Genomic DNA, 26,422 nt, shown 5'->3' on the forward strand with positions numbered 1-26,422 from the left:
GCGACCGGGCGGCCCTCGTTGCCCCGTCTCCCCGCCCACCCCGGCGGCCGGCCCCTCATGGCCGGCCGCCGCCGTTTTTGCAGTGCAAATCAGCCTTGCATTTCGCAAAGCTCCGGCGATCGAGGGAAAACAATCCCCCGAAACGGCAGATGGGGACTGCAAACAGCCGTGAGTTGACTGGCGTGTGCCGCCATGCAGCAATGGCGGGTGAGGAATGCGTCCAGAAGAACCGAATGCATGGCTGAAGCGAAAGACGACAATATCCTGGTGACGGAGGGCCTGACCAAGGACTTCAAGGGGTTCACGGCGGTCAGCGAGGTCGACCTGAAGGTGCGGCGCGGCTCGATCCACGCGCTGATCGGGCCGAACGGCGCCGGCAAGACCACCTGCTTCAACCTTCTGACCAAGTTCCTGATCCCGACGCGGGGGCGGATCACCTATAACGGCCGCGACATCACCGCCTCCAAGCCCGCCGACATCGCCCGGCAAGGTCTCGTCCGCTCGTTCCAGATCTCGGCCGTGTTTCCGCACCTGACCGTGCTGGAGAACGTGCGCATCGCACTGCAGCGCAAGCGCGGCGACAGCTTCGACTTCTGGGTGTCCGAACGCGTCCTGCAGAGCCTCGACGGCGAGGCCCTGCGCCTCGTCGAGGCGGTCGGCCTCAGCGAATTCGCCCAGACCCATGCCGGCGAGCTCGCCTATGGCCGCAAGCGCGCGCTGGAGATCGCCACGACACTCGCGCTCGACCCGGAAATGATGCTGCTCGACGAACCGATGGCCGGCATGGGCCACGAGGACGTCGACCGCACCGCCGCCCTGATCCGAAAGGTCTCGGCCAACCGCACCATCTTGATGGTCGAACACAATCTGTCCGTCGTCGCCGAGCTCTCCGACCGGATCACCGTGCTCGCCCGCGGCCGCGTGCTGGCCGAAGGCGACTACGCGACCGTCTCCAAGGACCCCCGCGTCGTCGAAGCCTATATCGGGGGAGTTGGCCATGGCTGACACGACCATCGACAAGACGGCCGCCCGGCCTCAGCCGGCGGCCGGAGCCGAGCCTATGCTCGCCGTCAAGGATCTCCACGGCTGGTATGGCGAATCCCATGTGCTGCACGGGGTCGACTTCCATGTCGCCGAGGGCGAGGTGGTGACGCTGCTCGGCCGCAACGGCGCCGGCAAGACCACCACGATGAAGTCGATCATCGGCGTCCTCAGCAAGCGCCGCGGCTCGATCCGCTTCCGCGGCGAGGAGACCATCTCCTATCCCTCGCGCCGCATCGCCAAGCTCGGCCTCGGCTACGTGCCCGAGGAGCGCGGCATCTATTCCACCCTGTCGGTGGAGGAGAACCTGCTGCTGCCGCCGGTGGTGCAGCCGGGCGGTCTCAGCCTCGACCAGATCTACGAGCTGTTCCCGAACATCCGCGAACGGCTGACGAGCCAGGGCACCAAGCTGTCCGGCGGCGAGCAGCAGATGCTCGCCATCGGCCGGATCCTCAGGACCGGCGCCAAGCTCCTGCTGCTCGACGAGCCGACCGAGGGCCTCGCCCCGGTCATCGTCGAGCAGATCGGCCGCACCATCGCCCGGCTGAAGCGCGACGGCTTCACCATCGTGCTGGTCGAGCAGAATTTCCGTTTCGCCCAGACGGTGGCGGACCGTCATTATGTCGTGGAGCAAGGCCGCGTGGTGGATATGATCCCGAACGCGGACATGGACAACAGCATCGCCAAGCTGCACGCCTACCTCGGCGTCTAGCGCCGCGAACCAAGGCGTTCGCCACATTTTTTTGATATCGGGGACCCCAAGCGAACGTCGAAATCGAAGCGACACTGGATTTCAATGGACCGGTCATGTCCATTGAGACCGACATTCGCCCCGCATCCGCAGTCGAAATCAATCGGATTTCGCCGGAACGCGCGGCGCAAGACCAAAAAACCCAGACGGGACTTTCGGAGGATCAAAAGATGGATCGTCGTTCTCTTCTTGCCGGCGCGCTGGCGACCGGCTTCTCGATGAAGGCCATGGCGCAGACCCAGGCCCCCATCACCATCAAGCTCGGCGTGCTCAACGACAGGTCCGGCCTCTATGCCGATCTCGCCGGCGAAGGCTCGGTGGTGGCGGCCCGCCTGGCGGTCGAGGACTTCCAGGCCGCGGCCAAGGGCATCAACGTCCAGATCATCTCGGCCGACCATCAGAACAAGCCCGATGTCGGCGCCAATATCGCCCGCCAGTGGTGCGACAACGAAGGCGTCGACGCGATCCTCGACGTGCCGACCTCCTCGGTCGCGCTGGCGGTCAACCAGATCGTCCGCGAGAAGAACAAGATCATGATCGACTCGGGCGCCGCCACGTCCGATCTGACCGGCGCCCAGTGCTCGCCCAACACCATCCACTGGACCTACGACACCTATGCGCTGGCGCAGGGGACCGGCGGCGCCATGGTGAAGGCGGGTGGCGACACCTGGTTCTTCCTGACCGCCGACTACGCCTTCGGCCATGCGCTGGAGCGCGACACCAGCGCGGTGGTGCAGAAGGCCGGCGGCCGCGTCCTCGGCGCGGTGCGCACGCCCTTCCCCGGCACCGACTTCTCGTCCTTCCTGCTGCAGGCCCAGGCCTCCAAGGCCAAGGTCATCGGCCTCGCCAATGCCGGCGGCGACACGGTCAATTCGATCAAGCAGGCGGCCGAGTTCGGCATCACACAGGGCGGCCAGAAGCTCGCCGGCCTGCTCGTCTTCCTGACCGACGTGCATTCGCTCGGCCTGCAGACGGCGCAAGGCCTGGTGCTGACCGAGACCTTCTACTGGGACCTCAACGACAGCACCCGCGCCTGGTCGAAGCGCTTCGGCGCGCTGCGCGGCGGCGCCATGCCGACCATGGTGCAGGCCGGCGTCTATGCCGGCACGCTGCACTATCTGAAGGCCATCGCGGCGACCAAGTCGCGCGAGGCGGCCGCCAACATGGCCTGGATGAAGGGGAACCCGACCGACGATCCGCTGTTCGGCAAGAACCAGGTGCGCCAGGACGGCCGTTTCGTCTGCCCGGCCCATCTGTTCGAGGTCAAGAAGCCGTCCGAATCCAAGGGCCCGTGGGACTACTACAAGCTGATCTCGACGCTGCCCGGCGACCAGGCCTTCCGCCCCTTGAACGAAGGCGGCTGCTCGCTGGTCCGCACCTGATCTGAACCCTTTTCATCGGGGAGCGCCCGAACAAGGCGCTCCCATCTCCCTGTCTGGATCGATCTTCATGTTCGAGCTTCTCGGCGTGCCACCCCAGGCCCTGTTCGGGCAATTGCTGCTCGGCCTGATCAATGGCTCGTTCTACGCCATCCTGAGTCTTGGCCTCGCCGTCATTTTCGGGCTGTTGAACATCATCAACTTCACGCACGGCGCCCAGTACATGATGGGTGCCTTCATCGCCTGGATGCTGCTCAACTGGCTCGGCCTCGGCTATTGGTGGGCGCTGGTGCTCGCCCCGGTCATCGCCGGCGTCACCGGCGTCATCATCGAGCGGGTGCTGCTGAAACGGCTCTACCATCTCGACCATCTCTACGGCCTGCTGCTGACCTTCGGCCTCGCGCTGATCATCGAGGGCCTGTTCCGCAACCAGTTCGGCTCCTCGGGCCTGCCCTACCAGATCCCGGCCGAGCTGCGCGGCGGGCACAATCTCGGCTTCATGTTCCTGCCGAACTATCGCGGCTGGGTGGTGGTGGCCTCCCTGGTGGTGTGCCTTGCCACCTGGTTCGTCATCGAAAAGACCAAGCTCGGCGCCTATCTGCGCGCCGCCACCGAGAACCCGACGCTGACCCAGGCCTTCGGCATCAACGTGCCGCTGCTGATCACGCTGACCTACGGTTTCGGCGTGGCGCTCGCCGCCTTTGCCGGCGTGCTTGCCGCGCCGATCTATTCGGTCAATCCGACCATGGGCGCCAATATCATCATCGTCGTCTTCGCCGTGGTGGTGATCGGCGGCATGGGCTCGATCCTCGGCGCCATCATCACCGGCTTCGGTCTCGGCCTCATCGAGGGCCTGACCAAGGTCTTCTATCCGGAGGCTTCGGCCACCGTCATCTTCATCATCATGGCGATCGTGCTTCTCGTGAAGCCGGCCGGCCTGTTCGGGAGGACCGCCTGATGGCCGATACCGCCTACGACACCACGCCGGCCGCGCTCGTTACCGCCGAGCCCAAGGGCACCGGCGCCCTGCACCGGACGATCTTCATCGCCCTCATCGTCGCGCTCGCCGTCCTGCCGTTCATCCCGGTGATCGGCTATCCGTTCTTCCTGATGAAGGTGCTGTGCTTCGCGCTGTTCGCCTGCGCGTTCAACCTGATGCTCGGCTATGGCGGCCTCCTGTCCTTCGGGCACGCGGCCTATTTCGGCCTCGCGAGCTATGTCGCGGCCTATACCGCCAAGCATTGGGGGCTGACACCGGAGGTGTCGATCCTGCTCGGCACCGCCTCGGGCGCCGTGCTCGGCTTCGTGTTCGGCTCGCTCGCCATCCGCCGCCAGGGCATCTATTTCTCGATGATCACACTGGCGCTCGCCCAGATGGTGTTCTTCTTCGCGTTGCAGACACCGCGCTTCACCGGCGGCGAGGACGGCATCCAGGCGGTGCCGCGCAACCATCTCTTCGGCTTCATTCCCGTCGGCACCGACCTGCAGATGTACTATCTGGTGGCGGTGATCTTCATGGCCGGCCTGCTGCTGATCTACCGCATCATCCATTCGCCCTTCGGCCAGGTGCTGAAGGCGATCCGCGACAACGAGCCGCGGGCCGTCTCGCTCGGCTACCGGGTCAACCAGTACAAGCTGACGGTCTTCGTCCTGTCGGCGACGCTGGCGGGCCTCGCCGGCTCGACCAAGGCGATCGCGGTGCAGCTCGCCTCGCTCACCGACGTGCAATGGCAGATGTCGGGCGAAGTGGTGCTGATGACCCTCGTCGGCGGCATGGGCACGGTGTTCGGCCCGATCGTCGGCGCCGCCGTGATCATCTCGATGCAGAACTTCCTCGCCGGCCTCGGCGCCTGGGTGACGGTCGTCCAAGGCGCGATCTTCGTGGTCTGCGTGCTGGTGTTCCGCGAGGGCATCGTCGGCGTCATCGGCAAGCTGCTGCGCCGGCCGCTCTGAACCGGCGCCGCCGGGCGACACCGAAGGCGGGCCCCGGCGGGCCCGCCTTTTTTCTTGGGCCACTCGGCATCTTCAGGCTGCCTCGAGCGGATGCGGCTGGCGCGCGATCCTGCCGCCGCAGCGCCAGCCGCCGCCGACGCGAAGCCCGGACGGCCGCCGCTGCGATGAGGAGCGCGGCGCGCCCAACAGCGCCCGTCCGCAGGCCGCGGTTGGCCACGCCCGAGCCCCGCCCGCCTCCCCTTCCGACACGTGCCGGCATTCCTCGATTGCGCCGGGGACGAGATGCTCTGGCTCAACTCTTGCGCCAAACTGGCTCAGGCCTTTGAGCCAAATCTGGACCTTTCGGTTGTGATAATGTCTGCGAATGTCTGAGCCAGAATAACAAGATCGAACGTCGAACGACGTCGACTTCAAGATCGACCAGAGGGGTCAAGACCATGAATTCCCATCCCTGGGCCTTCACCCGCAGGCGGGGTCTGAAGGCCGTTTTCGCCACGGCCGCCGGCGCGGCGCTCGGTTCCCTTGCCGGCCCCGGCCCGGCCGCGGCCCAGTCTCGGGCCCAGACGCTGCGCCACGTGCTGGCCGGCACCATGAACACGCTCGACCCGACCATGCCGGGCGCCACGCGCGAGTCCTTCGGCCTCGGCATGGCCGTCTATGACCGGCTCGCCTCATTCGGCCAGAAGGAGGCCGACGGGCTCAGGACCTTCGACTTCGCCAATATTCGCGGCGAGCTGGCCGAGAGGATCGACCGCTCGGCCGACGGCCGCACGCTCACCTTCCACCTGCGCAAGGGCGCCACCTGGCACGACGGCTCGCCGGTGACGGCGGCGGATGTCAAATGGTCGCTCGACCGCGCGGTTTCGGCCAAGTCCCTGTCGGCGGCGCAGGTCGCCTCCGGCTCGCTCGCCAGGCCGGAACAGTTCAAGGTGCTCGGCGACGGCGTGGTGGAGGTCGGCCTCGAACGGCCGGACCGGCTGGCGCTCGCCAATCTCGCCATTCCGCTGTCGCCCATGTTCAACAGCACGCTGGCGCGCAAGCACGCGACCGCCGACGATCCCTGGGCGCAGAACTGGCTGAAGGAGAACACCGCCGGCGGCGGCGCCTATGTCGTCGAGCAGTACAAGCCGGGCCAGCAGACCATCCTGCGCCGCAACGAGGCCTGGAAGAACGGCCCCGACGGCAAGCTGCCCTTCTTCCTCAGGATCATCGCGCAGACCGTTCCCGAGGCGGCGACCCGCGCCAATCTCATCGAGCGCGGCGATGCCGACCTCGCCATCGACCTGCAGGCGAGCGACATCGAGGCGCTCAGGTCGCGCGGCAAGGTGAAGCTGGTCGCCACGCCCCAGATCAACGGCTTCAACAGCCTGGTGTTCAACACGCGCATGGCGCCCTTCGACAATCCCAAGGTGCGCCGCGCCGTCGCCGCGGCGCTGCCCTACCAGGCGATGTTCGAGGCGGCGCTGTTCAACCGGGGCCGTCCGCTGTTCGGCGCCGACTGGAGCGAGGCGCCGAGCGAGGACTTCCCGCAGCGGCTGCCGTTCCGCACCGACGCGGCCAAGGCCAAGGCGCTGCTCGCCGAAGCCGGCCATCCCAGCGGCTTCAGCACCAGTTTCTCGTTCTCGGCGGGCGCCGCCGCGACGGCCGAGCCGATGGCGGCGCTGATCAAGGAGGCCCTGGCCAAGATCGGCGTGGAGGTGGCGATCCAGAAGCTGCCGCCGGCGCAGATGACCACCATGGAGGTGGAGCGGCGCGTGCCGTTCTTCCTCGCCGCCGGGACGGCCTGGCTGCCGGCGCCGGACTATTTCCTGCGCACCTATTTCACTGCCGACCAGCGCTGGAACTTCAGCGGCTACCAGAATGACGAGCTCAACGGCCTGGTCCAGGCGGCACGCTTCGAGACCGACGCGGCCAAATACGCCCAGGCCTGCCGGCGCATGATCACCATCGTCGCCGAGGACGCCCCGATGGTCATGGTCTGGCAACCGAACCAGGATGCGGTGATGGCGCCGGCGATCGAGGGCTACACCTACTGGTTCCATGGTCAGGTCGACTATCGGGACCTGCGCAGAGCCTGAACCATGTCCGCCATTCGCAATATCGGCAGACGGGCCGGCCGGCAGCTTCTCGCATCCCTGCCGGCCCTTCTCGGGGTGGTCGTCTTCACCTTCCTCATGATGCGCGTGCTGCCCGGCGATCCCGCGACGTTCTTCGCCTCCGGCCCGAATGCCGGCCAGGCGGAGATCCAGCAGATCCGCGAGCAGATGGGCCTCGACCGGCCCATCCCCGAGCAGCTGGTGCGCTATCTCGCCGATATCGCCCGCGGCAATCTCGGCCGCTCGATGACCACCGGCCAGCCAGTCGTCACCGACCTCGCGCAGCGCCTGCCGGCCTCGCTCGAGCTCACCTTGTTCGCGCTCGTGATCGCCCTGTCGCTCGCCCTGCCGCTCGGCATCGTCGCCGCGCTCAGGCCCAATTCGCTGATCGACCATGGGGTGCGCTTCCTGTGCACACTCGGCGTCTGCGTGCCGACCTTCGTCTCCGGCCTCATCCTGATCTACGTGTTCTACTATCTCATCGGCATCGCGCCGGACCCGACCGGCCGGATCGACATCTTCGCGGCGCAGCCGCCGGATATTTCCGGCTTCCTGCTGATCGACTTCCTGCTGCTCGGGGATCTCGCCGGCTGGCGCGCAGCCTTCGGCCAGCTCGTCCTGCCGGCCGCGACCATGGCGCTGTTCGTGCTCGCCCCCCTCGCGCGCATGACCCGCGCCTCGCTGCTCGCGGTGCTCGGCAGCGACTTCATCCGCACCGCGCGGTCCGTCGGCATGGCCGACTGGCGCGTCGTCATCGTCTATGGCCTGCGCAATGCGCTGCTGCCGGTGCTCACCATCGTCGGCATCGTCTTCTCCACCATGCTCGGGGCCAATGTGCTGGTCGAAAAGGTCTTTTCCTGGCCGGGCATCGGCTCCTACGCGCTCGACGCGCTGCTCGCCTCCGACTATGCCCCGGTACAGGGCTTCGTCCTGCTGATCGCCGCCATCTTCGTGATGGTCAATCTCACCATCGATGTGCTCTACGGCATCGTCGACCCGCGGATCAGCCTCGAATGAGCGCCACGCTTCGCCATATGGGCTGGGTGCTGCGCGGCAATCCGGTGACCGCGATCGCGACGCTCGGCGCGCTCACGCTCGTCGCGGTCGCCGTGTTCGCGCCCTGGCTGATGCCGCACGACCCGGTCGCATCCAATGTCCCGAACGCCCTGAAGCCGCCATCGGCAGCCCATTGGGCCGGCACCGACCAGCTCGGCCGCGACATCTTCAGCCGCCTGATCGCCGCCACGCGGCTGGACCTGACCATCGCCGCCTCGGCGGTCGGCCTGTCCTTCGTGGTCGGCGCGGTGATCGGCGCGCTCTGCGGCTATGCCGGCGGCCTCGCCGACCGCTGGGTCGGCCGCCTGGTCGATGTCGTCATGGCCTTCCCGCTGTTCGTGCTCGCCATGGCGCTGGTCGCAGCGCTCGGCAACCGGGTCGAGAACATCATCATCGCGACGGCGCTGATCAATCTGCCGTTCTACATCCGCTTCGCGCGCGCCGAGGTGAATGTGCGGCGTCATGCCGGCTGGGTCGAGGCCGCCCGCGCCGGCGGCGAGAGCCATCTGTCGATCGTGGTCTTCTACCTCCTGCCCAACATCCTGCCGGCCATGGCGGTGCAGATCTCGCTCAATCTCGGCTGGGCGATCCTGAATGCGGCGGGCCTGTCCTTTCTCGGGCTCGGCGTCCAGGCGCCGACACCGGAATGGGGCATCATGGTCGCCGAGGGCGCCCGCTTCATCAGCACCGGCCAATGGTGGCTGGTGGCCTTTCCCGGCCTCGCGCTGATGCTGGCGGTGCTCTGCTTCAACCTGCTCGGCGACGGCCTGCGCGACATTCTCGACCCGCGGATGCGCACATGACCGGCCTTCTGCTCGACGTGCAGGACCTGCATGTGTCGTTCGCCACCCGCGGCGGGACGGTCGAGGCCGTGCGCGGCGTCGATCTCCAACTCGCGCCGGGCGACACGCTGGCGGTGGTCGGCGAGAGCGGCTCGGGAAAATCGGTGACCGCCTATGCGGTGACGCAGCTGCTCGACCGCGCCGCGCGCATACCGAAAGGCCGCATCCTGTTCCGCGGCGAGGACATCACCCGCGCCGACCCGGCGCGCATGAAGGCCCTGCGCGGCGCCGCTGTCTCGATGATCTTCCAGAGCCCGCGCACCGCGCTCAATCCGATCCGCTCGGTCGGCCGGCAGGTCATGGATGCCATTGCCGCGCACCAGGACCTCGGCCGGGCCGCGCTGCGGCAGCGTGCCGTCGATCTGTTGAACGCGGTGCGCATCCGCGACGCCGAGAAGCGGTTCGACGCCTATCCGGGCGAGCTCTCGGGCGGCATGTGCCAGCGCGTCATGATCGCCATGGCGATCGCCTGCGATCCGGCCCTGCTGATCGCCGACGAGCCGACCACGGGCCTCGACGTGACCACCCAGAAGACGGTCATGGACCTGCTCGCGCGGCTGACCGCCGAACGCCGCATGGCCCTGATCCTGATCACCCACGATCTCGGACTCGCCGCCAGCTATTGCCGCGACGTCGTGGTGATGCAGCAGGGCGAGGTGGTCGAGAGCGCCCCCTCGGCGCGGATCTTCCGCCGCCCGCTGCATCCCTATACGCAACGTCTCGTCGCCGCCTCGCCGACCTTCGAGTCGACGGTGGAGGATCTCGTCGGGATCCCGCGCGCCGAGGCGACGGCCCGCGCGCCGGTCGCGGCCGAGGCGCCTCCGCTTCTGGAGGTCGCCGGGGCCGTCAAGCGCTATGGCGCGACGGCGGCCGTCGACGACGTCTCGCTGACCCTCCGCCGAGGCGAAAGCCTGGGGCTGGTCGGCGAGTCTGGATCCGGCAAGAGCACGCTGTCACGGATCATCTGCCGCCTGATCGATGCGGATGGCGGGCGCTTCGCCTTCGACGGCGTCGATATCGGCGCCATCCCCGCGCGCTCGTTCCATGCCTCTCCCCTGCGGCGCCAGATCCAGATCGTCTTCCAGGATCCGCACGAGAGCCTGAACCCGCGGTTCTCCGCCTTCGACTGCATCGCCTATCCGCTGCGCCGGCTGGCGAAGCCGCGCGACGAGGCCGAGGTGAAGCGCAGCGTCGCGGAGGCGGCCGAGCGCTGCGGCCTGTCGCGTGAGCTGCTGTCGCGCTTCCCGCACCAGCTCTCGGGCGGCCAGAAGGCCCGCGTCGGCATTGCCCGGGCGGTCGCTGTGAAACCGCGCCTGATCGTGCTGGACGAGCCGACCGCGGCGCTCGACGTCTCGGTCCAGGCGCTCGTGCTGAAGCTGCTGGATGACCTGAGGCGCGACGACGGGCTGGCCTTCCTGTTCGTCAGTCACGACCTCAACGTCGTCCGCATGATGTGCGAGCGCACCATCGTCATGCGCCACGGGCGTATCGTCGAAGAGGGCGTCAGCCGCGATCTCTTTGCGGCGCCGCAGGCGGACTATACCCGCGAGCTGCTCGCCGCCATCCCCCATTTCGAGCCCGGACCGGCGCTGGCCGTCTGATGCCCGGTGCACAGGACGCAAGGCAGGAGAGGACTGACGTGAAGACGAGGTTGTGGGACATCGGCACGGATATCGGCGGCACGTTCACCGATATCATCGCCGTCAGGTCCGATACCAACGAGACGCGGATCGCCAAGGTCCCTTCGCGCCCCGACGCGCCGGTCACCGCCATGCTGGAGGCGCTGGCCGCGGTGCGGGTCGGGCCCGATGACGTCCGCCGCTTCGTCCACGGCACGACACGCGTCACCAATGCCCTGGTGGAGGAGCGGCTGCCGAAGGTCGCCCTCGTCGCCACCGCCGGCTTCGAGGACGTGCTGGAGATCGCCCGCTACCGGCGGGAGGAGCTCTATCGCCTGGACGTCCCGCCCAAGGCGGCGCCGCTGGTTCCCGCTTCCCTGTGCTTCGGCGTCAAGGAGCGCCTCGACCATCGGGGCGAGGTGATCGAGCCGCTTGCCGACGCGGAAATCGACCGGCTGATCGCCTGGCTCGAAGCCCATGCGGTCGAAAGCGTCGCGGTCTGCCTGCTGCACTCCTACGCCAATCCGGCGCACGAGAAGCGGATCGCTGAGAGGCTCGCCGGCGTGGTGCCGCACGTCTGCGTGTCCCACGAGATCAATCCCGAGGCGCGCGAATACGAACGGGCCTCGTCGACCGCCTTCAATGCCGCGGCGATGCCGATCGCCGTGGAATATCTGACCGAGCTCGAACAGCGCCTGCCGCTCGGCGCCGGTCTCCAGGTGTTTCATTCCGCCGGGGCCATGGTGCCCGTGCCTGCGGTCAAGCGCCGCCCGCTGGTCATGGCCATGTCGGGACCGGCGGCCGGCGTCTCGGCCTCCGCGCGCATCGCCCGCGATCTCCAGCGGCCGCGCGTCCTCACCTTCGACATGGGCGGCACCACCACCGACGTCTGCCTGATCGTCGACGGCGTGGCCGAGATGACCGATACCCGCATGATGGGCGGCCGGCCGCTGCGCCAGCCCATGCTGGCGGTCCATTCCATCGGCGCCGGCGGCGGCTCGATCGTCGATCTTGGTCCCGGTGGCCTCACCGTCGGCCCGAAAAGCGCCGGCTCCGTGCCGGGCCCGGCCTGCTATGGGCGCGGCGGCGACCGCCCGACCATCACCGACGCCAATGCGGTGCTCGGCTATCTCGACCCCGAGGCGCGGCTCGGCGATACCATCAGCCTCGACGTCGAAGCGGCGCGGCGCGTGATCGCGCCGATCGCGCGGCAGCTCGATCTGGGGCTCGCCGAGACCGCGCTCGGCATCGTCAAGGTCGCGGGCGCGGCCATGGCGCGGGCGCTGCGGCGGGTCACCGTCGAGCGCGGCGTCGATGGGCGCGACTGCACGCTGCTCGCCTTCGGCGGCGGCGGTCCGATGCATGCGGCGGGCCTCGCCGACATCTACGGTCTCTCCGAGATCATCGTGCCGGCGGCCTCCAGCGCCTTCTCGGCGCTCGGCTGCCTGACCGCCGATTTCAGCTTCCTGCAGCAGCGGACCGTGCGCATGTCGCTGGCCGACTTCCCGCACGAGGCCTTCGCCGCGCGCGTCGCGGAGCTGTCGGCGGAGGCGACCGCGCCGCTGATCGCCAACGGCATCGCGCCCGCCGACATCGCCATCGAGCATGTCGCGCTGATGCGCTACGCGGCGCAGAGCGACAGCATTCCCATCGGTTTTGCCATGCCGCTCGACCGCGGCGTTCTGGAAGCCGACTTCCATCGCCGGCACCAGGACCTGTTCGGCTATGCGACGAGCGAGGATTGCGTGATCGAATCCGTGCGCATCCAGGCGCTGAAGCCATCCTCGGTGCCGTTCTCGCGCCCCGATGTCGGTCGGGCGCCGGTCCAGCCGCGACAGCGCGACTGCGTGTTCGAGGCGTCCGGCCCCGTCGCCACCGCCATCGTCGCGCGCGAAACCCTCGCCGGCGCGGTCACCGGCCCGGCCATCATCGAGGATGCCTGGTCGACGGTCGTGGTGCCGCCGGGCTGGCAGGCGCGGCCCGACGCCCTCGGCAATCTCTTCATGACGCGGAGCGCAGCATGAGCACCCTGGATCCGTTCATCGTCGAGGTCATCCGACACGGCCTGTCGGCGGCCGCCGAGGAAATGAGCCTGGTCATGACGCGCTCGGCGCGCTCGCCGCTGCTGCGCGAGGCCGGCGACCTGTCCTCCGCCATCACCGACGCCGAAGGCGGACTGGTCGGCCAGGGCCGCGACATCCCGATCCATCTCGGTGCCATGGCCTATACCGTACGGGAGCTCCTCAAGGTCTGCCCGGCCGAGGCGATGCGCGAAGGCGACGCGATCATCTACAATGTCGGCGCGCTCGGCGGCAATCACCTCAACGACGTCAAGGTGGCGCGGCCGGTCTTCGTCGACGGCCGGCTGGTCGCCTTCGCGCTCAGCCTCGCGCACTGGCCTGATGTCGGCGGCACCTGGCCGGGCAGCTATCTCGCGCAGGCGGTTGATACGTTCCAGGAGGCCATGCGCATCCCGCCCCTGCCGCTCGCCAGCGCCGCAGGGATCAACCGGCCGGTCCTCGACTTCATCCTGGCCAATGTGCGCGATCCCGTCTCCTGCGAGGGCGACGTGCTGGCCCAGCTCGCCGCGACCGCCGCCGCCGAGCGGCGGATCCGCGAGATGTGCGCCCAATACGGCACCCAGACCTTCGTCGACACCATGGCGCGCCTGCACGACCTGTCCGAGGCCGAGATGCGGGCCGCCATCGCCGGCCTGCCCGACGGCATCTACGAGGGCGAGGACTTCCTCGACGATGGCGGGCCGGACGGCGAACCGGCGCGCATCCATGTCCGCATCGAGATCCGCGGCGACGAGGCGACCTTCGACCTTTCGGGCTCCGCCGACCGGGTCGCCACCTTCTGCAACACCACGCCGTTCATCGCGCGCTCGGCGGTGGCCTATGCGGCCCGCATCATGAGCGGCCGCGAGATGCAGCAGAATGCCGGCGCGCTGCGGCCTTTGACCATCGTCACCCGCCCGGGATCGATCCTCGAGCCGGGCTGGAAGGCGGCGGTCGCCGCCGGCAATCACGAGACCTCGATGCGGGTGGTCGATGCGGTGTTCCGGGCCATGGAGCACGTCATTCCCGAGCGGCTCTCCGCCGGCGGCCCGGCGACCTCCGGGCTGCTCGCCTTCGCCGAGCCGCTGCCCGACCAGTCCTGGCGCATGCTCTACGAGGTCCATGGCGGCGGTGAAGGCGCCCGCCACGACCGCGACGGCTGCCCCGCGACGCGCGTGCACCTCGCCAATACGTCCAACACGCCGGCCGAGGTGATCGAGGCCAATTATGCCATTCGCGTCGAACGGCAGGCCATCCGGCGCGGCGCCGGCGGTCGTGGGCGCCACCGGGGCGGCGACGGCGTCGTGCGCAGCTACCGCGTGCTGGCGCCGTCCATGTGGCTGACCACCTGCGTCGAGCGGACGAAAATCCCGACCTACGGTCTCAAGGGCGGCGAGCCGGGCCGGCCCTATGAGATCACCCTCGATCGGGACGGCAGGTCCGAAGCGCTTCCCGGAAAGGCCAATCTCATGCTGAAGGCCGGCGACCTCGTCACGCTGGAAGGCTGCGGCGGCGGCGGTTACGGGCCGCCGGCGGCGGAGGTCTGAGCCTTGGCGGGGCCGTCGACGGAACGCCGCCTCGCCGGTCCGCGCCAGAGCGGCCATCGCATGTCGATGGCCGGCATGGGACTCGATCGCGGCTCCGACCTGCCGCTCTACCAGCAGGTCGCGGCGCATCTGCGCAACCAGATCCTGGACGGGCGGCTGGCTGCCGGCACCCGGCTCGCGGGATCGCGGCTGCTCGCCGCCGAGCTCGGCTGCTCGCGCGCCATCGTGCTCACCGCCTTCGACCTGCTCTATTCGGAGGGCTATCTGCGCTCCGTACCGCGCGGCGGCGTCGAGGTCGCCGCCATTGCCCGCCCGTCCGGCCGCGGCGCGCCCCAACCGGAGGCAGGCACCGAAGGCGAGTGGGTCTCGGAGGCCTGGCGTTCGGTGCTGGACACCGGCTACGAATTCGACCCCGCCTCTCCGTTCAGCCCCGGCACGCCCGACATTTCCGAGTTCCCCTTCGATGTCTGGTCGCGCCTTCTGCGCCAGACATGGGGCAACCCGGCCTCTTCGGCCTGCATCGACATGCCGCCGCTCGGCTGGCGCCCGCTGCGCGAGGCGACGGCCGAATATCTCGGCACGGTGCGGGGCCTGCTCTGCCAGCCGGACGAGGTCGCGATCACCTCGGCCAGCTCGGGCGCGCTCAATCTGTGCAGCCGCATGCTGCTCAATCCGGGCGACGAGGTCTGGGTCGAGGAGCCGGGCTTCATCGAAGCGCGCTGGAGCCTGCGCGCCGCTGGCGCCAAGCTGGTGCCAGTGCCGGTCGACGACAAGGGCCTGATCGTCGCCGAGGGCATCCGGCGCGCGCCGCGGGCAAAGCTCGCCGTGGTCACCCCCTCGCACCAGTTCCCGCTCGGGATCCCGATGGCGCTGGAACGCCGGCAGGAGCTGCTCGAATGGGCAAACCGCCAGGGCAGCTGGATCATCGAGGACGACTACAATTCCGAGTTCCGGCATCGCGGCAGCATGACCGCATCCCTGAAGTCGCTGGACCGATCCGGACGGGTGATCTATCTCGGAACCTTCTCCAAGGTGATGTTCCCGAGCCTCAGGATCGGCTATCTCGTCGCCGGGCCGCGCTTCATCGAGGCCTTCGGCCGCGGCCGCGCGCGGATCGACGTCCATCCAGCCGGGACCGCCCAGCTGGCGCTGGCAAGGTTCCTCCGCGACGGCCATCTGCTGCGCTACCTCCGGCGGATGCGCAAGGTCTATGCCGACCGCCAGGCCGCCGTGCTGAATGCGGTCGAGCGGCTGATGGGCGCCGACGTCGAGGTCATGTCGCAGCGCGCCGGCCTGCACCTCACCGTGCTGTTCCGGCCGGCGATGACGGCACGCATCAGCGACCGCGAAGTGTCGCGGCGCAGCCGCGGCACCGGCCACTTCGTCCAGCCGCTGTCCCAGTGCTATCTCGGCGAACCCGACCGCCAGGGCCTGGTCCTGGGCTACGGCCGGCTGCGCGCCGAGGAGGCCTTTCCGCACCTGTCCGCGCTGGCCGGCCTGATCGGCCCGGCCACTTGAACTGGCCTATCGAATATCCCGGAAACTGGTGCTGTCGCGATCCAGGCCGCGTTCCTACTGTCCGGACCCACGACGAATGAAGGATTGGGCAATGGCCAGACTGCTTCGGACGGGCCTCAACGCCGGCACGGCCGCCCCTCAGGTGGTGGGCGGCCAGGGCGTCTATTTCCATCTCAGCGACGGCCGCAAGGTGCTCGACGGCAGCAATACCGGAGGGCCGCTCGGCCACGGCCATCCGCGCCTGGCCGAAGCCCTGCGCCAGGCCGCGGGCCTGCCCATGGTCAACGAAGGCTGGAGCTGGCAGGGGCGAGACGAAGCCGCCGAGAGCCTGTTCGAGATCGGCCTTGCCGGCGAAGAGCACTGGGCCGGCGCCGTGCGCTTCTGCCTGAGCGGCAGCGAGGCCAACGATCTCGCGCTGTCGCTGTCGCAGGCGCTCACCGGCCGCAAGGCGATCGCGACGCGCGAGCGGGCCTATCACGGCCTGGTCGGCCTCAGCCGCGCCGTCACCGTGCAGCCGCACTGGCATGGCGGCATCGCCGCGCCGAATGGCGGCACCAAGGTCCCGCCGCCTGGCGCGCTCGTGCATGTGCTGCCGGCGCCCGAGGGCGCACTCTATCTCGCCGGCGGCAGCGCCGCGCCGCGCCCGGCCCCGCTCGAGCAGCGCCTCGCCGGCGCCGAGGCCAAGCTCGCCGATTCCGCGGCGATCATCGTCGACTATACCCAGGGCGGCTTCTACCATGACGGCGACTATCAGGACGCCGTGGCCCGCCTCGCCCGCAAGGCCGGCGCGCTGTGGATCGCCGACGAGGTGGTCACCGGGCTCGGCCGCGCCGGCCGGCCCTTCGCCTTCCAGGGCGGGCAGAGCCGGCCTGATGTCGTGACCCTCGGCAAGGGGCTCGGCGGCGGCATGGTGTCGGTCGCGGCCATCGTCCTGTCCAAGGACGTGGCGGCCGAGCTGTCCGGCCGGAGCTGGCAGAATTTCGGCACGCTGCGCGGCCATCCCATGGCCATGGCGGCGGTCAGCGCCTATCTCGCCATCGTCCGCGACGAAGGGCTGTTCGCCCGCGTCGCCGCGCTGGAAGCGCTGTTCGCGCGCCGCCTGTCGGAGATCGCCGCGCGCCATCCGAGCGTCGCCCGCGTCGCCGGCAAGGGGCTGCACTGGACCGTCGAGCTGCACGGCCCGGACTGGCGCGACTGGCTCGCCGACACGCCGGAACCGCCAATCGCCTCGCGCGTCGCCGCCGACGCCCTCGACAGGGGCGCGGTGATCGGCACCAGCGGCGAGCAGGTCTCGCTGTTCCTGGCGCCGCCCCTGGTCATATCGGACGCGGAAGCCGAGCAGCTCCTGGCCATTCTCGACGACAGCCTCGGCCTCGCCGATCGCGAGCACAACTTGATGATGGAAAAGGCCTGACGATGAGCGAACTGACAGCCGTTCTGACGACGGTGCAGGGCTATTTCGACGCCCTCTACGAGGGCAGCGTGGAGAAGTTCCGCACGGTGTTCCACCCCGAGGCGCAGCTGTTCTCGGCCGAAGGCGGCAACACCGCGGCGCTTGGCATGGATGCCTATATGGAGCGGGTCGCCGGGCGGCCTTCGCCGGCCTCGCGCAACGACCCGCGCTACGACGAAGTGGTCAGCGCCACCCTGGCGAGCGCGACGACGGCCCATGTGCGGGTGCGCGACGCGCTGCTGCCGAACCGTTTCATCGACGAGCTCCTGCTGGTGAAGTTCACCGATGGCTGGAAGATCGTCTGCAAGTCCTGGGCCTACGCCTGACCGGCGATCATTCCAGGGTGATGCCGTTCGAGGCGATGGTCTCCCGCCAGCGGGCCCGCTCCTCGGCAAGGAACCGGTCGATCTCCGCGGGCGCGTTCACCGGCCGGACGATGAAGCCGAAAGGCTCGAGAGCCTTGCGGAAAGCCGGATTGTCGAGGGCCGCGACCGTCGCGCTGCCGAGCCGGCCGGCGATCGCGTCGGGTACCTTGCGCGGCACCGCGAGCGCATACCAGACCGAGGCGCGATATCCGGGATAGCCGCTTTCCGCCACCGTCGGCACGTCGGGCAGTTGCGGCAGGCGCTCGGGCGTCGTCACCGCGAGCGCCCTCAGATTGCCCGCCTGGATGTGGGGCAGCGCGGTGGAGATGGTGTCGAACATGACCTGGACCTGGCCGGCGACGAGGTCGGTCAGGGCGGGGGCGCTGCCGCGATAGGGCACATGGGTCATGCGCACGCCGGACGCCATCTTGAAGCGCTCGGCAGCCAGATGCAGCGGATTGCCGATCCCGACCGAGGCGAAGTTCAGCCGGTCGCCGTGCTCGCGGCCGTAAGCGACGAACTCGGCGAGCGTCCGGGCGGGCACGGAGGGATGAACGACCATGACCAGCGGCACCTCGGCGAGCAGGCTGACGAGCCTGAGGTCGCGGTCAGGATCATAGGGCAGCCGGCGATAGAGCAGCGGGTTCAGCACCATGTTCGCGCCGCTCGCCAGGAACAGGGTATGGCCGTCCGGCTCCGACCGGCTCACCGTCTCGGCGCCGAGCGAGGTGTTGGCGCCGGGCTTGTTCTCGACCACGAGCTGCTGGCCGAGATCGCGCGAGAGCAGCTCGCCGAGGCTGCGGGCGAGCTGGTCGCTGGCGCCGCCCGCTGCATAGGGCACGACGAAGCGGATCGGCCGCGTCGGATAGTCCGTGGCGAAGGCGGGCATGACGGCGGCGAGCGCAAGCGCGAGGCCATAGAGCCGGGCGCGGATAGGCAATGCCATGGAAGGTCCTCCCTGGACGTCGTGTCGTTCTGATGGTGTGTCCGCCGGATGCGGCGGCAGAGGATGCGGCTAGATCCGGCGGCCGCTCCTGGCCCAATAGGCCTCGCGCAGCCGGCGCTTGGCGATCTTGCCGTTGTCGTCGCGCGGCAGTTCGGCGACGATCTCGATGCGACGCGGCACCTTGTAGCCGGCGAGCGTCCGGCGCAGTCCTTCGGCAAGCCCGGCAGGATCGGGCGACGCGCCGGGATCCGGCTGAACCAGCGCCAGAAGCTGCTCGCCGAACTCGTCGTCGGGAATGCCGAACACCGCGCAGTCGAGCACGCCGGGCAGCCGCACCAGCGCATGCTCGATCTCGGCGGGATAGATGTTCACGCCGCCGGAGATGACCATGTCGGATGCGCGGTCGCAGACATAGAGATAGCCGTCGCGGTCGAGATAACCCATGTCGCCGAGCGTGATCATGCCGTCGCGCTCGATCTTGCCGCGCGCCTCCGGCAGGTTGCGGTAGGTGAAATCGGGATAGGCCGGCTGGCGCACATGGATGAGGCCGACCTCGCCGGGTGCGCAGGGCCTGCCGTCCTCGGTGAGGATCGCGACGCGCGCCGCGCCGATCGGCCGGCCGCTGCTGCCGGGCCGGGCGAGCGCCTCCTCCGAACCGATCACGGTCACCATGCCGCTCTCGCTGGAGGCGTAGGTCTCGTGAACGACCGGGCCGAGCCAATCGATCATCGCCCGCTTGACCTGCGGTGCGCAGGGCGCGCCCGTCGAGGCGACGAAGCGCAGCGAGGAAAGATCGTAAGCCGTCCTCACCGCCTCGGGCAGTTTCAGGAGGCGCACATACATGGTCGGCACGAGATAGACGACGTCGATCCGATGCCGTTCGATCAGCTGCAGCACCTCCTCCTCGCGGAAGCGCGGCGTCAGCACGACGAGCTCGGCCTGCAAGGTCGCCATCTGCGCGATCAGGCTGGGCGCGCTGTGATAGAGCGGCGCCGGGATCAGCACGCGGCAGCCCGGCTCGATGCCGAACGCGGCCCTGGCGACCTCACGCGCGCGCTGCTGCACCGCCTCGGCCTCGGCGAGCGGCACGGCCTGGCGCACGATGCCCTTCGGTCGACCGGTCGTGCCCGACGTATAGGCCATGTGGCCACGCGGCGAGACCGCCGGCCCGTCATAGGGCGGCGCCGCCGCGAGCCAGGCGGCATAGTCGACGGCACCAGCACCACCGCCGACCGACAGCACCGGCAGGCCGGGCGGCAGGGCATCGCCAGCCGCCGCAAGCAGCGACGCATGGCCGATCACCGCGCGGGCACCGCTGTCGGTGACGAGAAAGGCGATCTCGGCCGGGGTGAAATGCCAGTTGATCGGACAATAGGTGAAGCCGCCGATGCGGCAGGCGAGGATCACGTCGATATAGGCAGGACAATTGTAGAGCAGGACGGCAACGACGTCGCCCTCCTTCAGACCGAGCCGGGCCAGCCCGCCGGCCAGTCGGCGCCCGCGCGCCTCGACCTCGGCGCCGGACCAGGTCTCGCCTTCGAAAAGCAATGCGGCACCGGCGGCCTGGGTCATGGCGAGACCCGCGCCGGCCGCCGTCCCGCGATGCCGGACCCATTCGCCCGGTCGAAGCCGGCCCCTTCCCGCACGTGCGTCATGTTGCGTCCTCTCTGCGCCGGAGCCGGCCTTCGGCCTGTTGTTGCCCCTATTGTACGACGGCATAGTGCGAGGACAATCCGGGCGGGCTCGACATCACTGTCAAGCAGAACTGGACAATGACAAGACGTTCCGGGAGGGGGCCTTGGCCGTCGATCTCAACCTGCTCATCCTGTTCGCCGAGATCGCCGAGACCGCCAATCTCGCCGAAGCCGCCAAGCGCCTCGGCGTGTCGCGTTCCAGCGTCAGCCAGCGCCTCAAGGTGCTCGAGAGGCAGGCGGGGGCGCAACTCCTGCGGCGCACCACCCGCCGGGTCGAGCTGACGGAGGCCGGCCGCACCGCGTATGAGCACGCTATCCGCTTGCGCGAGGATGCGAGCGCCGCCGCGGCCGCGCTTGCCGGCCACAGCAAGCATCCGCGCGGCCATGTCCGTCTCAGCGTGCCGACCGGCCTCGGCCGGCACGTCCTCACGCCCCTGCTGATCGATTTCCTCGCCGCCCATCCCGACATTTCGGTGCAGCTGAGCTTTTCCAACCGGGTCGGCGATCTCATCGCCGGCAATCTCGACGTCGCCGTCAAGATCATGTCCGAACCGCCCGACACGGTGGTGGCGCGGACGCTCGGCCCGGTCGTCTGGCGGCTCTGCGCCGCGCCGGCGCTCGCCCGAGCCCAGCCCGTGACCCGTCCGGAGGATCTCGCCGGGCGCGCCTTCGTCGTGCCGCCGCCCGCCGGCCGCGACATGACGGTCCGGCTGAGGCGGGGCGGACGCAACCGGCTGGTCGCGGTCACGCCGCGGATCCAGGCCGAGGATTTCCTGTTCCTGCAGGATGCGCTGCTGGCGGGCGCCGGCCTCGGCCTTCTGCCCGACTACATGGCCGACCCGCTCATCGCGGCCGGGCAGCTCGTGCCGCTGCTGACCGACCACGAAGTGCTCGGCCCCGGCGACCGGATCCTGCTCCTGACGACGCCGACGGCGCATCCCGCGCCGGCCGTGCGCGCCCTGGTGGAGTTCCTGCGCGCCGAGACCGCCGCCCGTCTGCGCCAGGTTGCGACGGGCCGTTCGGCTTCGTCACCGCCGGCTGAATGCGCCAATTCGTCGCACCTCGTGAACGCTTTGCGCAACGGCAGCGACACAGCGTGACATGAGACAGAAATTCGGAGCCGCTAGCTGAACATTGGCTTACACCGCCAAGAATGCGGTTGCCGAGCGTGGAATTACTCCGTTTTTTCCACACCGGCGGCCCATGGCAAATCTCGAAAGGTGGCGTTAACGGTCAGAGTGATGCCACATATTTCAACATAATGCTGGATTTTCGCTACGTCAGACCGATAGACTCACGATCCGTCAGTCGAGACGTATCTGGCTTCCTCATGCAAGGTGCTGTCGACAGTACCGTTTCAGGAGAGCGTTCGATGAACGTCACAATCAGCAAGACATTCGCGTGGTCGACCGCCGTCGGTGCGCTGGCCTTGTGCGCAGCCATGGTCCTGCCCTCGGCAGGGGCCCGGGCGGCCGAGTTCGGAGGCCGCGCCGCGATCGGTGCCGCTCAGGACGCCGCTCCGGTGGAAATGCAGCATCGTCACCGTCACTTCGGCGGCCATCGTCATGGCGGCTATCGCCATCACCACCATGGCCGTGGCTGGCGCGGCGGCAATGGCGCGCTGATCGGCGCCGGCGCCGCGGCGCTGATCATTGGCGGCGCCGCCGCGGCGGCGGCCGCCTCCGGCCCGCGGGACTGCTGGGTCGAGCGCCGCTGGGTCGAAGGCCCCTACGGGCCGGAGCGTCGCAACGTCCGCATCTGCGATTGATCCAGGGCCTGCCGGCCCGAGCCGGCAGCCGACATGTGATCCGCCCCGCCGCCGCAAGGCGCCGGGGCGTCGTCTTTCCGGACGCCGGAGCAGGTGAGCCCTGCGGCGGGCCGGCTTGCGGGGGCCGGTCGCGATGGCGCAAGAGAGCGCGCCGCCGCCGCTCCGGTGCGCTGCCCGAAGGACCCGCCGTGACGCAGAGCCAGGACCAGACCGCCCGTGCCACCATGGCATCGCCGCGGGAGGCCGCCGCTGCGCCGGTCTGGCTCGGCTTTGCCTGCGGCGCCGGCGCCGCCCTGATCTGGGGCATCCAGGCCGTCGTGTCGCGCCAGTCGGTAGCCGACGGGCTCTCCGCCGCCGACGTCACCGTGCTGCGTTTCCTTGCCGCCGGCCTGGTTCTGCTTCCCTATGCCCTGCCCCGATTGAGGCCGTTCCCGGTCGGCGATCTCGGCTGGTGCCGCGCGCTCATCCTCACCCTGCTCGCCGGCGCGCCCTATAGCCTGGTCCTGGTCGGCGGCTCGACCTTCGCGCCCGCGCTGCACACGGCGGTCGTCACGCCCGGCCTCATCCCGGTGCTCGCCGCGCTCCTTGCCTTTCTCGTCGGCGGCGAGCGGCCACCGCCGGCCCGGCTCGCCGGCCTCGGACTGATCGTCGCCGGCATCGTCGTCTTTTCCTGGCAGGCTTTCGGCGGCGGCGCGGCGCGCGCCGGCGCCTGGCGCGGCGACCTCCTGTTCGTCCTGGCGGCCGTCATGTGGGCGGTCTTCGGCCTGCTCGCCAAGCGCTGGCAGACCGACGCGCTGCGGCTGACGGTGACGATCTGCCTGCTCTCGCTCGTCTCGGCGCCGCTGCTCGCGCTCGTCGTGCCGCTGCACATGGCCGGCGCGAGCGCCGGGGCCCTCGCGCTGCAGGCGATCTACCAGGGCCTCCTGGTCGGCGTCGTCTCGCTGTTTCTTTATGCCAAGGCCAATGCCGTGCTGGGCGCGGCCCGGGCGGCGCTGTTCCTGCCGCTGGTGCCGGTGGTGACGGCGACCGCCGGCGCACTGATCATCGGCGAATGGCCGTCGCCGCCCGAGATTGCCGGCATGACGATCGCCATGGCCGGTATGACCCTGGCGCTGCGCGCCGGCGAACGGCGCCGCTAGCCGGCGCGGGCCCGGTTGCGGCCTTCGGCCTTGGCCCGATAGAGCAGCTCGTCGGCGCGGTGGACCAGCCTTGCGAGCGGCTCGCCGGCGCGATGGGCGGTGACGCCGAAGCTCGCGGTCACCCGCGCCGCGCCCTCCGGCAGGGGGAAGTCGGCCGCCGCAATGGTCCGGCGCAGGCGCTCGGCGAATTCGACCGCGCCGGCGGCGGTGCAATTGGCCAGCAGCACGACGAATTCCTCGCCGCCGATGCGGGCGACCACGTCGCGGTCGCGCGCAGCGCCCGCCAGAACGCGTCCGAGCTTGCGCAGCACGGCGTCGCCGACCGGATGGCCGTAGCTGTCGTTGATGGCCTTGAAGCGATCGAGGTCGCAGACGATCAGGCCGAGCGGCCAGGCGTGGCGGGCGGCCATGAGGCGGGCGGCCCGATCCTCGAAGCCCCGGCGGTTCAGGAGGCCGGTGAGCGGGTCGGTCGTGCTGTCGCGGCCGAGTTCCTCCATTCGGTCGACCAGCGGCAGGGCGAGCAGGATCAGCGCCAGCGCCACGGCGAGGACCGGCAGCACGATCTGCAGCGAAACCCAGAAGACGGACTGGCCGAAGCGATCGGCGGTGGGCGTCCAGCCGCCGGCCGACAGCATGGTGCGCGGAAAGAAGTGCAGCGCGAAGATGGTCACCGCCCAGAAGGCGAGCCGGTCGATGACCCGGCCGGCGGCAAGCTCCCGGAGCGCCAGGATCCCGTAGAGCAGGATCGCGCCGAGGCCGAAATTCAGGACGTAGACACGTGCCAGCAGATTGCGCTCGCCGTAGAAAAAATAGGCGATCGGCACGACGATCAGGGCGATCAGCAGCCCTGCCCTGGCCATGCCGAGGCTGCGGCCCGAGCGGCGATGAAGCCCTTCGACCAGCGCGACCGCGCCGCCGGCATAGAGCAGCGCCGACAACACCGCATTGAGCCCGGCATCGGCGGGCATGCGGAAGATCTGGCTTGCTGCCCCCAGCGAATAGAGGACGATCGCCAGCGAAAACAGCCAGACATAGGCGCGCTTGCGATCGAAGTACCAGACGAGAACGAAACCGAAGGCAAAGACCGAGAGGATGCCCGGCCCGACAAAACTCAGGATCTGTCGCGCGATTGCGGAAGACAACACAATGAGTCTGCCCCGATGATCCGCCCGATAGGGCCGGCGACGCGGCCTTGCCGGCGCGCGTCCTTCCTAGTCGGTGATGCGCCCAAGGTCGACTGCCCCGGCGAACAGATCCGGACGGCATGGTGAAGGACCCGCTGACGAAAAGGAGCACAGGCCCCGAACGCTCACGCCGCGGCCATGCCGTCGACCAGGGCGGCGGCCGGCATCGGCCGCGCGAACAGCCAGCCCTGGGCCATTTCGACTCCGGCCTCGCGCAGCATGGCGGCCTGCCGGTCCTGCTCGACGCCTTCAGCGACAAGCTCGAGGTGCAGCGACTTGGCAAGGTCGATGATGTGGAAGGCGACATGGCTGGTCACCGCCTCGGTGCCGAGCCCCTGCACGAAGGCCTTGTCGATCTTCAGGAGATCGAAGCGGAAGGCGGTCAGATATTTGAGATTGGAAAAGCCCGTGCCGAAATCGTCGACGACGACGCCGATGCCGAGCGCGCGGATCCGGCTGATCATCTCGCGGCCGCTCTCTTCGTCGAGAATGCTGCGCTCGGTAATTTCCACCTTGAAGCGCGCCGGCGACACACCGGCCCGCTCGACGAGGCGCTGCAGCAGGGGAATCGTCGCCGCCGACTTCATGTCGGCGCTGCTCAGGTTGAGGCTCAGGGAAAAGGTGTCGGACCGTGCGAAGATGGCCGGCGCGTCGCGGGCGACCAGCTCCAGCAGCCTTTGGGTGAACTGGCAGATCAGGCCGGTCTCCTCCGCCGCCGGGATGAAGATGTCGGGCGGGATCTCGACGCCGTCCGAGACACGCCAGCGCATCAGCGCCTCCGCCCCGACCCAGCGGCGCGTCCTCAGGCACACGATGGGCTGGTAGACGAGGTAGATCTCGTCGTCCCGCAGCGCCCGCCGCAGCCGCCAGGACGAAATGATCAGACGCTGCCGGGCCAGGTGCAGGATCCAGGCGGCGATGCTGATGCCGCCGACAAGGGCGATGCCGATGCCGACGATCTCGGTGCTGCTGCCGGCCGGTCGTACCTGCGCGATCGGCAGGGCGGCGACGACGCCGGTCGCGTAGCGCGGCGATTCGACCACCGCGACGATGCGCCCGTCCTCGATGAAGGTGACCTCCTCCCCCGTCCTGCCGGCAGCCATCCAGTCCGGACGCACCGATCCACGCGATGCGCGGAAGGCGCGGGCGACCGGCGAATAGGTTGCGATCGACAGATGGTCAGGAATGGGAATGTCGAAGGACTGGGCCGCCGGAATGAAGAGGATCCAGCCCGACTGCTGCACCGTCGCATAGGCGACGTCCGGCGCCACGGGCAGCCGGACCTCGCGTCGCACCGCGTAACGACCGACGAAACTGACCGGGCCGAGATCGATGCCGCTGAGGTGCTCGCCATAGGACGAGCATTGCAGGACATTGCCCTCGATGCGGCCGATCAGGGCGAAGTCCAGCGACTGCAGCGTCAATTGCCGCATGAGCGCGATGGTCTCGGCCGAGCAGGGAGGCCGGTCCCTGACCGCCTCGAGTTCCGCCAGTTGCCGGTCGAGATCGCTCGACGTGCGGTCGGCGCGGCGCAGCACGTCCCGCGCGTAGTCGAGCACGAGACGCTCGCCGACCTGCAACAGCTGGCGGTTCAGCGTCAGATGGATGGCAAGCGGCGGCACGACCAGGGCCGCCGCCAGCGCGACGACGGTCAGCGCGTAGAATCTTACGCGATCGCTGGTCCGCTTGAACGGCACTCGCATCGTCTATCGACCCGATCAGGGCATGCCGGCATGCCTATCGGACAATTATGACGTGAACTCTGCCAAAACTGCTACTGCGCTGACAATTGCCTGGCGATCCGCCGGTGAACGGCAGGAACGCCGGCAAAAGGAAGGCCGTCTCAGGGGTAGCAAGACGGCCTTGTCTCGATCGCCAAGTTTGGAGGAGCAGCAAGTTGCCGAGACGGCTGCATTCAACCCTTTGTCGCCTTGCTGGATGCTGACGAAAGCCCGCGCGCGGCCGCCTTGCGCCTCAGAGCCGATCCAGGCCGCAAGCGCGTGCGCTTCCG

Annotated in this window: 21 protein-coding genes; 17 read left to right on the plus strand and 4 right to left on the minus strand. The window is 69.2% G+C overall.

The window, feature by feature from the left end; all coding sequences use genetic code 11:
* Positions 1-237: 237 nt before the first annotated feature.
* The 14 genes from OZ671_RS02655 to OZ671_RS02720 all read left to right on the plus strand — a co-directional run bounded on the left by OZ671_RS02655 (position 238) and on the right by OZ671_RS02720 (position 17,641).
* Entirely contained in the window at positions 238-1,005 is a 768-nt protein-coding gene (locus OZ671_RS02655; RefSeq protein WP_268859277.1) for an ABC transporter ATP-binding protein, read from the plus strand.
* Positions 998-1,753: an ABC transporter ATP-binding protein gene (locus OZ671_RS02660; RefSeq protein ID WP_038304273.1), complete on the plus strand. Its 756-nt coding sequence runs from the start codon at positions 998-1,000 to the stop codon at positions 1,751-1,753. Before OZ671_RS02655 ends, OZ671_RS02660 begins: the two co-directional genes overlap by 8 nt.
* A gap of 209 nt (positions 1,754-1,962) precedes the next feature.
* Positions 1,963-3,174, plus strand: a complete 1,212-nt coding sequence (locus OZ671_RS02665) for an ABC transporter substrate-binding protein (RefSeq protein ID WP_442957049.1) — start codon at positions 1,963-1,965, stop codon at positions 3,172-3,174.
* 67 nt (positions 3,175-3,241) lie between these two features.
* The gene (locus tag OZ671_RS02670) at positions 3,242-4,129 is read left to right on the plus strand and encodes a branched-chain amino acid ABC transporter permease (protein WP_268859278.1); all 888 of its coding nucleotides are present in this window, start codon (positions 3,242-3,244) and stop codon (positions 4,127-4,129) included.
* Positions 4,129-5,124, plus strand: coding sequence for a branched-chain amino acid ABC transporter permease (locus tag OZ671_RS02675; protein WP_268859279.1), 996 nt, complete (start codon positions 4,129-4,131; stop codon positions 5,122-5,124). The genes OZ671_RS02670 and OZ671_RS02675 overlap by 1 nt, the downstream gene beginning before the upstream one ends.
* A 437-nt stretch (positions 5,125-5,561) precedes the next feature.
* On the plus strand, positions 5,562-7,202 hold the full coding sequence (locus tag OZ671_RS02680) for an ABC transporter substrate-binding protein (protein ID WP_268859280.1): 1,641 nt from the start codon (positions 5,562-5,564) through the stop codon (positions 7,200-7,202).
* Positions 7,203-7,205: 3 nt separating this feature from the next.
* Complete coding sequence (locus tag OZ671_RS02685; protein WP_268859281.1) at positions 7,206-8,237, plus strand: ABC transporter permease; 1,032 nt, start codon at positions 7,206-7,208, stop codon at positions 8,235-8,237.
* Positions 8,234-9,079, plus strand: coding sequence for an ABC transporter permease (locus OZ671_RS02690; RefSeq protein ID WP_268859282.1), 846 nt, complete (start codon positions 8,234-8,236; stop codon positions 9,077-9,079). Before OZ671_RS02685 ends, OZ671_RS02690 begins: the two co-directional genes overlap by 4 nt.
* Positions 9,076-10,719, plus strand: a complete 1,644-nt coding sequence (locus tag OZ671_RS02695; RefSeq protein WP_268859283.1) for a dipeptide ABC transporter ATP-binding protein — start codon at positions 9,076-9,078, stop codon at positions 10,717-10,719. Before OZ671_RS02690 ends, OZ671_RS02695 begins: the two co-directional genes overlap by 4 nt.
* 38 nt (positions 10,720-10,757) lie before the next feature.
* Complete coding sequence (locus OZ671_RS02700; protein ID WP_268859284.1) at positions 10,758-12,761, plus strand: hydantoinase/oxoprolinase family protein; 2,004 nt, start codon at positions 10,758-10,760, stop codon at positions 12,759-12,761.
* Complete coding sequence (locus tag OZ671_RS02705) at positions 12,758-14,344, plus strand: hydantoinase B/oxoprolinase family protein (protein ID WP_268859285.1); 1,587 nt, start codon at positions 12,758-12,760, stop codon at positions 14,342-14,344. The genes OZ671_RS02700 and OZ671_RS02705 overlap by 4 nt, the downstream gene beginning before the upstream one ends.
* 75 nt (positions 14,345-14,419) lie before the next feature.
* Positions 14,420-15,862, plus strand: a complete 1,443-nt coding sequence (gene pdxR, locus OZ671_RS02710) for a MocR-like pyridoxine biosynthesis transcription factor PdxR (RefSeq protein WP_268859286.1) — start codon at positions 14,420-14,422, stop codon at positions 15,860-15,862.
* Between the two features lie 91 nt (positions 15,863-15,953).
* Complete coding sequence (locus tag OZ671_RS02715) at positions 15,954-17,276, plus strand: class-III pyridoxal-phosphate-dependent aminotransferase (RefSeq protein WP_268859287.1); 1,323 nt, start codon at positions 15,954-15,956, stop codon at positions 17,274-17,276.
* Between the two features lie 2 nt (positions 17,277-17,278).
* Complete coding sequence (locus tag OZ671_RS02720) at positions 17,279-17,641, plus strand: nuclear transport factor 2 family protein (protein ID WP_268859288.1); 363 nt, start codon at positions 17,279-17,281, stop codon at positions 17,639-17,641.
* A 7-nt stretch (positions 17,642-17,648) separates the two neighbouring features.
* Here the strand turns inward: OZ671_RS02720 and OZ671_RS02725 are convergent, their stop codons facing one another.
* Both OZ671_RS02725 and OZ671_RS02730 read right to left on the minus strand, forming a co-directional pair.
* A complete protein-coding gene (locus tag OZ671_RS02725) occupies positions 17,649-18,626 on the minus strand; it encodes a Bug family tripartite tricarboxylate transporter substrate binding protein (protein ID WP_268859289.1) in 978 nt (325 codons plus the stop codon).
* Positions 18,627-18,695: 69 nt separating this feature from the next.
* On the minus strand, positions 18,696-20,198 hold the full coding sequence (locus OZ671_RS02730) for an AMP-binding protein (RefSeq protein ID WP_268859290.1): 1,503 nt from the start codon (positions 20,196-20,198) through the stop codon (positions 18,696-18,698).
* A gap of 226 nt (positions 20,199-20,424) precedes the next feature.
* On the opposite strand from OZ671_RS02730, the gene OZ671_RS02735 reads away from it, so the two are divergent.
* From OZ671_RS02735 to OZ671_RS02745, 3 genes are all read left to right on the plus strand, one after another.
* Positions 20,425-21,420, plus strand: a complete 996-nt coding sequence (locus OZ671_RS02735; RefSeq protein ID WP_268859291.1) for a LysR family transcriptional regulator — start codon at positions 20,425-20,427, stop codon at positions 21,418-21,420.
* A gap of 272 nt (positions 21,421-21,692) precedes the next feature.
* The gene (locus OZ671_RS02740; RefSeq protein WP_268859292.1) at positions 21,693-22,088 is read left to right on the plus strand and encodes a hypothetical protein; all 396 of its coding nucleotides are present in this window, start codon (positions 21,693-21,695) and stop codon (positions 22,086-22,088) included.
* Positions 22,089-22,276: 188 nt separating this feature from the next.
* Positions 22,277-23,227, plus strand: a complete 951-nt coding sequence (locus OZ671_RS02745) for a DMT family transporter (RefSeq protein WP_268859293.1) — start codon at positions 22,277-22,279, stop codon at positions 23,225-23,227.
* Here OZ671_RS02745 and OZ671_RS02750 read toward each other — a convergent pair.
* Positions 23,224-24,372, minus strand: coding sequence for a GGDEF domain-containing protein (locus tag OZ671_RS02750; RefSeq protein WP_268859294.1), 1,149 nt, complete (start codon positions 24,370-24,372; stop codon positions 23,224-23,226). The genes OZ671_RS02745 and OZ671_RS02750 overlap by 4 nt on opposite strands.
* Before the next feature lie 164 nt (positions 24,373-24,536).
* Positions 24,537-26,114, minus strand: a complete 1,578-nt coding sequence (locus OZ671_RS02755) for an EAL domain-containing protein (RefSeq protein ID WP_268859295.1) — start codon at positions 26,112-26,114, stop codon at positions 24,537-24,539.
* Positions 26,115-26,422: the final 308 nt, after the last annotated feature.

The sequence above is a fragment of the Phreatobacter sp. AB_2022a genome (genome assembly GCF_026847585.1).
In the GTDB taxonomy this organism is placed as follows: Bacteria; Pseudomonadota; Alphaproteobacteria; order Rhizobiales; family Phreatobacteraceae; genus Phreatobacter.

What these genes read in the sequence shown, in the direction of transcription:
- OZ671_RS02655 (WP_268859277.1), top strand. Translation starts at nt 238, where the DNA reads ATGGCTGAAGCGAAAGACGACAATATCCTGGTGACGGAGGGCCTGACC.
- OZ671_RS02660 (WP_038304273.1), top strand. Translation starts at nt 998, where the DNA reads ATGGCTGACACGACCATCGACAAGACGGCCGCCCGGCCTCAGCCGGCG.
- OZ671_RS02665 (WP_442957049.1), top strand. Translation starts at nt 1,963, where the DNA reads ATGGATCGTCGTTCTCTTCTTGCCGGCGCGCTGGCGACCGGCTTCTCG.
- OZ671_RS02670 (WP_268859278.1), top strand. Translation starts at nt 3,242, where the DNA reads ATGTTCGAGCTTCTCGGCGTGCCACCCCAGGCCCTGTTCGGGCAATTG.
- OZ671_RS02675 (WP_268859279.1), top strand. Translation starts at nt 4,129, where the DNA reads ATGGCCGATACCGCCTACGACACCACGCCGGCCGCGCTCGTTACCGCC.
- OZ671_RS02680 (WP_268859280.1), top strand. Translation starts at nt 5,562, where the DNA reads ATGAATTCCCATCCCTGGGCCTTCACCCGCAGGCGGGGTCTGAAGGCC.
- OZ671_RS02685 (WP_268859281.1), top strand. Translation starts at nt 7,206, where the DNA reads ATGTCCGCCATTCGCAATATCGGCAGACGGGCCGGCCGGCAGCTTCTC.
- OZ671_RS02690 (WP_268859282.1), top strand. Translation starts at nt 8,234, where the DNA reads ATGAGCGCCACGCTTCGCCATATGGGCTGGGTGCTGCGCGGCAATCCG.
- OZ671_RS02695 (WP_268859283.1), top strand. Translation starts at nt 9,076, where the DNA reads ATGACCGGCCTTCTGCTCGACGTGCAGGACCTGCATGTGTCGTTCGCC.
- OZ671_RS02705 (WP_268859285.1), top strand. Translation starts at nt 12,758, where the DNA reads ATGAGCACCCTGGATCCGTTCATCGTCGAGGTCATCCGACACGGCCTG.
- pdxR (WP_268859286.1), top strand. Translation starts at nt 14,420, where the DNA reads ATGGGACTCGATCGCGGCTCCGACCTGCCGCTCTACCAGCAGGTCGCG.
- OZ671_RS02715 (WP_268859287.1), top strand. Translation starts at nt 15,954, where the DNA reads ATGGCCAGACTGCTTCGGACGGGCCTCAACGCCGGCACGGCCGCCCCT.
- OZ671_RS02720 (WP_268859288.1), top strand. Translation starts at nt 17,279, where the DNA reads ATGAGCGAACTGACAGCCGTTCTGACGACGGTGCAGGGCTATTTCGAC.
- OZ671_RS02725 (WP_268859289.1), bottom strand. Translation starts at nt 18,626, where the DNA reads ATGGCATTGCCTATCCGCGCCCGGCTCTATGGCCTCGCGCTTGCGCTC.
- OZ671_RS02730 (WP_268859290.1), bottom strand. Translation starts at nt 20,198, where the DNA reads ATGACCCAGGCCGCCGGTGCCGCATTGCTTTTCGAAGGCGAGACCTGG.
- OZ671_RS02740 (WP_268859292.1), top strand. Translation starts at nt 21,693, where the DNA reads ATGAACGTCACAATCAGCAAGACATTCGCGTGGTCGACCGCCGTCGGT.
- OZ671_RS02755 (WP_268859295.1), bottom strand. Translation starts at nt 26,114, where the DNA reads ATGCGAGTGCCGTTCAAGCGGACCAGCGATCGCGTAAGATTCTACGCG.